A 7711-nucleotide genomic window follows, 5' to 3' on the forward strand; every position below is an offset into this window, starting at 1 on the left:
TTTCGTCTTCGCGGCGAGATAAGTTCCGCTTGACCCCGGCGCGCTGGCGGGGTAGTATAGTCGGGATCCCCCTGAGATGTGAAGGAGGCGAGTACATGAGCGGCATGACCAAGCGTGAACGGTTGGAGGCGACTTTTCGAGGTCAGCCGGTAGATCGGGTTGCGGTGGCGTTGTGGCGTCATTGGCCCGTGGACGATCAGCGGGCGGAGGATCTGGCCCGGTCCACGGTGGCCTTTCAGCGTGAGTTCGACTTTGATTTCATCAAGGTGACCCCCTCCAGTGATTTCTGCCTGGAGGACTGGGGCACGGAGAGCATATGGCTGGGCGCGGAGGAGGGCACGCGCAAGTACGTGCACCATCCTGTGCGGGAACCGGGCGACTGGGAGAAGCTATCCGTCCTCGACCCGCTGCAAGGCGGGCTGGGACGTCAGGTGCGCTGTCTGCAACTGATCGGCCAGGACGTGGGTGATGAGGTGCCGTTCATCCAGACCATCTTCAGCCCGCTGGCCCAGGCCAAGAACCTGGCGGGTGAGCGCATGTTGGTCCATATGCGCCAGTATCCGGACGCGTTTCACGCCGGCCTGGAGACCATCACTCAGTCCATCATCCGCTTCGTGGAGGCCATCAAGCCCACCGGGATCGCCGGGATCTTCTACGCGGTCCAGCATGCGACCTATCATCTGCTGAGCGAGGATGAGTATCGCACCTTTGGCCGCCCCTACGATCTGCGCATCCTGGAGGCGGTGCAGGACTGCTGGTTCAACCTGCTCCACTTGCACGGAACCGACATCATGTTCGACCTGTTCCGGGACTATCCCGTGCAGGCGATCAACTGGCATGACCAGGAGACGCCGCCGTCGCTGCGGCAGGCGTTGGGGCTCTTCCCCGGCGCGGTGGTCGGCGGGCTCAGCCGGTGGGACACGGTCGTGCGGGGCGATCCGCAGGAGGTGATCGCCCAGGCGCGAGCGGCCATCAGCCAGACGGAGGGGATCCGGACGATCCTGGGGACGGGATGTGTGACCCCTATCGTGGCCCCGATCGCCAATATCCGGGCGGCGCGGCAGGCGGTGGAGAGGGATGCATAGATCTTGGAGGTGCGGGACTCGGAGGATACGTGCGATTTGAGATGAACTTCTGCCCACGCTGTGGGCATCTTCTGGAGGATCGAGAGGCCTTCGGGCGGGTGCGGCGTGTGTGTCCGGCCTGCGGGTTCGTCTTCTTCCGTGACCACAAGGTGGCCGTGGGAGCGCTGATCGAGCGCGATGGGCGGGTTCTCCTCGTGCGTCGTGCCGTGACCCCACGCATGGGAATGTGGGCGCTGCCGGCCGGGTATATGGACTACGATGAGGTGCCGGAGCAGGCATTGCGCCGTGAGGTGCGGGAGGAGACGGCGCTCGACGTCCATGTGGGTGATGTCCTGGGGGTGTTTCCCCTGGACAACCCTGACGCTCGAGGGGTGATCATCGTCTACTGGGCACGTGCGAACGCGGGCGAGGCCCGGGCGGGCGATGACGTCAGCCAGGTGGGGTGGTTCGCGCCTGACGAACTGCCGGACGATCTGGCCTTTGAGAGCACCCGGTGGGCGCTGGCGCGCTGGCAGGCCAGAGGTCTTGACATCCCCTGATGTCGCGCCTCGGATATATCAGGCGAGTGCAGCCCTCGGGCCATTGGCAGGCCCGGGGGCTTGCTGTTTCCGCAGTCCCTCCTCTTTGCGCCGGTTCGCCTTACTATGCGGGTGTGTTCTCTGTGCCAGGGCGCTTACTCCTGCGGCCCCTTGGGGGGCTTCTCCCCGCCGAGTAGCCGATTCAGCTCCTGGTTGAGGGCACGCAGGCCGGTGACCAGCGCCTTGCGGATCTCCTGAACGGTTTCCGTCTTCTCGATGGATTCCACCGCCTCCTGGGCCTGCTCCACGATCTCCTCGGAGACCAGGCGCTCCTTGGCGGTCTCCAGCACTTCATCCACCTGCTCGCCCAGCTCGCGTAGTCCCTCTTTGACCTCTTGCTCCAGCTCCTGGCGCTCTGGGCTCTCCCAGGCTTCCTTGAGGGCTCGTCCAATCTGTTGACCGAGCTGCTTTAGCTCCTCGATGACGTCCTCGGTGGGGGGCTTCTCTTGACCCTTCGTCTGCTCGTCCATCCTCTTCCCTCCGTCTATTACTTGCAACTACCGGACGACGCTTTCGCTGTGGGGAGGCCCGGGGGCTTCGCCCTTCCGGAAGAAGCCCCTCTTTTGCCTTCGACCTGCCCGGCCTCGGCCCAGATCCCTACGGAAAGGGCCGAGAAAGGCAGGTACAGACCGGAAAAGTGGGATTTCTGTGGAGGGGACCTCCCCTCCACACCTCCCCCTGTGGAACTGGTCGTTGAGGGAGCCTCCTCAGACATCTTGCCGGTAAATTTTCAGACACGCTCTTAGGCCCTTCGGAGAGGGCCGAGCAGGGCAAGTACAGGCCGGAGAAGCGGGTTTCCCGCGGCGGGGACCTCTCCTCCACACCTCCCCCTCTGGATCTGGTAGCCGAGGGAGGCTCTTAACGGACTATGATGGGCGTCTCCGAGAGCAGGAGACGATCGCCCAGCAGGTTGCCGGCCGCGTCCCGGATAGGGAGGCGAGCATTGGTGGCGGGCAGGTACATGCCTACCTCCAAGATATACGTCCCCGGCGTCGCATCGTTGGCGATGGTGAACGTGTGCCGGTCCGTCAGATACTCGCCGGGCAGCCAGCCGGTGGTGGGATAGGCGCCATCGCCGGGCGGGGCGTCCCGTTGGCCTCGGAATCGCCCCTGATCGTCCAGCAGGTGGATGAACACCGTGTACTCCTCGTCGGCCGGCTCGATCGCCTCCCAGTACAACGTGAGCGTGATCCGCCCTCCGGCCGTAGGGGGATCCACATCCAGATCGTAGCCGATCAGCCGGGCGAACGACCCGATCTGCACGTCCAACGGATGTTGAGGGGACGGGCGGGTGTACTCGTGCGAGCGGCCTCGCACGGACACGCGTTCCAGCGGGATGTAATCCAGAGGACGCCGCGGCGGGAACCATTGTCGCCCGACCGTCAGCCGGGATCGATCGGCTAGGCGGAACATACCCGTAATGAGCTGGTGCTCGCCGTCGGGCACAGTGGCGGGCAGTCGCAGCTCGACCTGTTGCCAGATCAACGTCCCCTGACGCCACTCATAGGTGGGGTACGCGCCCCCTGGAGGGCCCTCCCACGCGGCCAGGAGCCGCTCCTGGTCGTCGATGAGCTGGACGAAGGCCAGATACTCCTGATCCAGGTCCCGCTGGGCCCTCCAGAAGAGGCTGACCGGGATGGCCCGGCCGGGCTCAAAGGGGCCTTGACCGATGGTGTATCCCAGGAAGCGCACGCCGCCGTCCAGATCGGCGGGCCGCGGAACGCCGATGGGGAGATGCACGGGATCCAGCGGGCGATCGGACGGCCACACGTCCACCTGTCCCAGCGCCACCTCGGTGCCCTGAGTTCGGCCGTCCGGCCCGATCAGATCCAGCGCCCGTTCGCTCTCCGGGTCGTATATCTTCAGCCAGACGGTGTAGCGGCCGGGGGGAGTGCCCGCGGGCACCATCAGCCCGTGGCGGTCGTGCAGGCGCCGGCCGGGCGTGAGCGTGGTGAAGGGCTTGCTCCCGCCCAAGGGTCCGCTGTCCCGTTGACTCCACGTGCGTCCGGCATCATCGGCCAGGCGCAGTCCCACGCGCAGCCCCTGGGGCACGCGAGCCGTCGCCTCCCACTCCAGGTCGATCCGGATCACGTCGTACTCGGGCTGTAGCCGCTGCGGATCCTGGGCCAGCTCCGGCCGCGTTGGGTCACGAGGGATATTCGGGGAGACGATGCTCCGGTGCAGAAGGAGCACCCGGCCGAAGTTCACAGGCGTGTCCCCCTGCGGCCCGACGATCCCGGATCCGGCGGCGGGGGTGAAGAGGGTCAGTCGGGTGTTGGGCCCGTACCAGACGTTGGCGGTGGGATAGACGTCCTCCCGGGCCAGCAGGTAGGCCTCCATACGGGTCTCCAGGAGGCCGCCCAGGCTGAGGTGTTCGGGCAGCCAGATGCGCCGGCCCTGGGCCAGCGTCTCGTCCAGGGCGCTCTGCACGGATGGGCCCCACTCTGGCGACGGCAACAGCCGGGCGGTCGGGGCGTCCGGGCGGTGGTAGGACCGGAAGTAGCCCACCTGCCAGGGGAACACGCACCAGACGACATCGTCCGGCTGGCCCTGGCGTTGGACCTGTTGGATCAGCGGGCGATAGTCATCATCCGCGTATCTGGGCACCGTGTAGAAGGTGACGAGGCTGAGCGCGGCCAATCCCCCCCACAGGATGGCGGCCCCGATGGCGTACCGGCGTCGTTCCCGCCACAGATCCGCCAGCGCGATGGCGGCCAGCAGCCAGAGCGTGGGGGCGCTCAGCAGCAGCAATCGCTCGCCGCGTTCGGGGAAGAATGGGTAGCGTAAATTCAGCAGGAAGCCGGCGAGGAGGCTGGTCGCCAGCGTGACGAACAGGAAAGGGATCGCCGCACGGCCCGGTATGGGGGCGTGGCGTCGGCGCCACAGCCACCAGGCGACGGGGACCAGGGGCAGCAGGCCGAGGGGCCATAGTACTCCCAGTGGACCCTCCACGTGGCCGATGGTGAAGGCGCTCAGGTGGCGGGCGAGGTAGTGGATCGGGCCCAGCGGCCGGTCCGCGTCGGCTACCACCTTTTGGGAGACGTAGGGGATCAGCTTGGGGGCCGCGTACAAGACCCAGGGCAGATAGGCCAGCGCGATGACGATCTGGGCCCCCAGCCACCGCACCAGGCGGCGGGGATAGTGGCGCCAGTGCCACAGCGCGTACAGGGTGAAGCCCAGCGGCAGCATAGCCGCGTAGTATTGGGTGTAAAGCGCCGCCAGCGCCAGGAGGATATAGCCGATCCACGTGCTGCGAGCGGGCGGCGCGTCGCCGGAGCGCGTGAGCCCCAGGATGCGTGCGGCGCAATATGTGGCGCCCAGCCCGAGTGCGGCCACCAGGCCGTACATGCGTACCTCCTGGCTGTAGTACACATGCAACGGACTGAAGGCGACGATGGCCGTGGCCCATAGGCCTGCCCTGGGGCCCGCCAGCTCGCGCCCCACCAGGTAGGCGATGGGGATGATCAACGCGCCCAGCAGGATAGACATGGAGCGCAGCGCGATGGGATCGGGCCCCCAAAGCGCGATCCAGACATGCAGCAGCGCGTAGTAGAGGGGCGGGTGGATGTCGCGAGCGGTCAGGGCGGCCATCTGGGGGAGCGAGTGGGTGGCGAACCAGACGCTGTACCCCTCATCCCACCATAGGGGCTGGAACCCGATCCGGATCACGCGCAGCGCCAGGCCTGCCAGGGTGAGCAACAGGACGGCTGGCAGATTGCCCCAGTCGTGATATGCGGGTGCAGGGAGGGAGCTCGCACGCGTGTCGTTCATGTCCCCTCGATTGACGTGATGGGTGGGCACAAGATCAGCCGGAAACCCTGCTCTCTCGCGCGGGCTTCCGGCTGTCGATGAGCGTGTCCATTTGGATATGATGCGTTCGGCTAGCGCTGTCGCCAGGTGATCAGGAACTCCCGTGTGGTGCCGGACACGGTGAACGTCTGATCGGGTCCGGCCGGCTGGCCGCTGCCGTCCAACAGCTGCGCCGTGTACTGGCCGTCGCTGAAGTTGTGGAGCTCGATCTTGGCGTTGTAGATGAACTCGCTATCCAGGCCCGGATAGGCACGGGAGAAGATGCTATCGAAGGTGCCCTCGGCCACCGTGGCGCCTCCACGCAGGATGCGCAGCTTATATCCTCCCACGGCCCCGTTCCCCGCCCGATTGAAGAGGCGGCCCCAGATGCTGACCCATGGGTTGGTGTTCGTCCGTGCCTCTACGCCCCCGGCGTTGAACGCGTATTGAGGCGCGGGCGTGGGGGTGGGCTGTGGGATCGGCGTCGGCGTCGGGCGCGGCGTCGGCGGCGGCGGCGGGATATTCGCCGCGATCTGTACCGTGTGCAGAGGGCCTTGGGCCTGCACCAGGCTGCTGAAGATCCAGACCTTCTTCTCCCCTATGCAGCAGATCTCCCACCAGTCACCCGCGGGATTCTTACCGGTGATGGTAAAGGTCTGTCCGGCCTTGGCCGTGCCCACTCGTGGGTAGTTCGTGCCGGGCCCCGCGCGCAGGTTTACCAGGTCGGCGCTGATGACGGCGAACGGCGTGGGGATGGGTGTGGGCGTCGGCGGCTCCGGCGTGGGGGTGGGAGCTGCCGGCGTCGGCGTGGGACCTGCTTGGGTCGGCTGCATCTCCGTAAGCTCCGGCGTCACCGGCGTGGGGGTGAAGGTAGGCCGAGGCGTGCGTGTCGGCGTCGGTGTGGGGCGGGGGCGGGCGATGAGCCCGGTCAGGGAACAGCCCAGAGTGGTGAGCAAGACCGTGATCGTGAGAACGAGCATCCAACCGGTGCGGTAACGCATCTTCCTCTCCTGCAATGTGATGTGAAGGCTGGGCCGGGACAGGCTGATGACGCGCACGAGGGCGCTCGCCCATCGCGGCCCCCTCAGCGTAGACGGATGTATGCGATATAGACGAATAAGTTCTTGCGGGCAGAGCCTCGCGTGGTGAACTTGCGCTCGGGCGAGAGCTTGCGGCCGGTCGCATCCGTCAGGTAGATCACCCAATCGGCCTGCCCTGGGTCCTTGAGCTCGTATTTCAGGTTGTACTTGTAGGAGCCTTCCGCCTTGGAAGTCACGCGTGGCGGGTCCCCGTGAGAGGTGACGTCCGTGCTGACGTCTACGCCGTTGCGCAGCACCTTCAGGCGATAGCCGGGCAACGAGCGCTCGCTCCCCGGACGCCCTTCATATACCCACACCCAGATCGTGAGCAGCGGGTTCTCCGTTGGGAAGGGGAACTCGGGCCCGCGCGCCACGTCGAACGGTGGGATGGGCGTGGGCGTCGGCGAGGGGGTGGGCGTCTGGGTCGGCGTGGGGGTGACGGTGGGCGTCGCCGGCTTCGGCAGCACGGGGACGAAGGCCAGGATCCCCTGGGGTTGCACGAAGCGCGCCGCGACCCACGCGACCCGACCCTCCACACAGCAGATCTGCCACCAGCTGCTGTCCGGCACCCGGCCCTGGATGGCGTACCGCTCGCCGCGCTGAACCTGCCCGATCTTCTCGAAGCTGAGATCAGGCCCCTGGCGCACGTTCACCCGGTCCTCCAGGACGGTCAGCCAGGGGGTCGGATATGGTGTTGGGGTTGGCGGTATCGGCGTCGGGGTGGGTACCGGCGTCGGCGTAGGAGGGGCCGGCGTGGGTACCGCCGTAGGGGTCAGACGAACCGGCGCCAGCCCGCGTGGAGAAACCGCCGCTGCAACGGGCAGCGATGTCTCGGCCGGGAGCGTGGCTGCCGGGATGACGCCTGCGGATTCCCCCATCGGGGTGGGCGTGAACGTCGGTCGCAGCGTCTTGGTCGGCGTTGGCGTCGGGCGTGGCGCTCGAGCCAGTAGTCCCCCTGCCGAGCACCCCAGAGCGGCGAGGAGCAGGAGCGCGCTAAGCGCAAGTACCCATGTGCCGGGGAGGCGGCGCTGTATCATGGCGCGAGTATAACATAAGTCCAAAGGGATGACAAAGCTCCCGCCGGGAGTAATAGGGCCTTTTCAAAGTCCAACGTCCATATTGGCATACATGGCGCCTGCAGGGACGAGGCAAGGTGTCGTGTCTGTATACGCATCTTCTC

6 protein-coding genes are annotated in these 7711 nt (G+C 66.6%); 2 read left to right on the forward strand and 4 right to left on the reverse strand.

Annotation, left to right across the window (positions count from 1 at the left end; genetic code table 11):
- Window positions 1-104: 104 nt before the first annotated feature.
- Entirely contained in the window at window positions 105-1085 is a 981-nt protein-coding gene (locus tag GXP39_17925) for a uroporphyrinogen decarboxylase (protein ID NOZ29911.1), read from the forward strand.
- A 29-nt stretch (window positions 1086-1114) separates the two neighbouring features.
- Window positions 1115-1624 (forward strand): NUDIX hydrolase, encoded by a 510-nt coding sequence (locus GXP39_17930; protein ID NOZ29912.1) that lies wholly within the window; start codon window positions 1115-1117, stop codon window positions 1622-1624.
- Between the two features lie 134 nt (window positions 1625-1758).
- Here GXP39_17930 and GXP39_17935 read toward each other — a convergent pair whose 3' ends face one another.
- From GXP39_17935 to GXP39_17950, 4 genes are all read right to left on the reverse strand, one after another.
- Complete coding sequence (locus GXP39_17935; protein NOZ29913.1) at window positions 1759-2133, reverse strand: hypothetical protein; 375 nt, start codon at window positions 2131-2133, stop codon at window positions 1759-1761.
- Window positions 2134-2521: 388 nt separating this feature from the next.
- Window positions 2522-5434, reverse strand: coding sequence for a hypothetical protein (locus tag GXP39_17940; protein NOZ29914.1), 2913 nt, complete (start codon window positions 5432-5434; stop codon window positions 2522-2524).
- 110 nt (window positions 5435-5544) lie between these two features.
- Complete coding sequence (locus GXP39_17945; protein NOZ29915.1) at window positions 5545-6453, reverse strand: SH3 domain-containing protein; 909 nt, start codon at window positions 6451-6453, stop codon at window positions 5545-5547.
- 83 nt (window positions 6454-6536) lie between these two features.
- The gene (locus GXP39_17950) at window positions 6537-7568 is read right to left on the reverse strand and encodes an SH3 domain-containing protein (GenBank protein ID NOZ29916.1); all 1032 of its coding nucleotides are present in this window, start codon (window positions 7566-7568) and stop codon (window positions 6537-6539) included.
- Between the last annotated feature and the right edge of the window lie 143 nt (window positions 7569-7711).

The organism is Chloroflexota bacterium (assembly GCA_013152435.1).
Taxonomy (GTDB): domain Bacteria; phylum Chloroflexota; class Anaerolineae; order DUEN01; family DUEN01; genus DUEN01.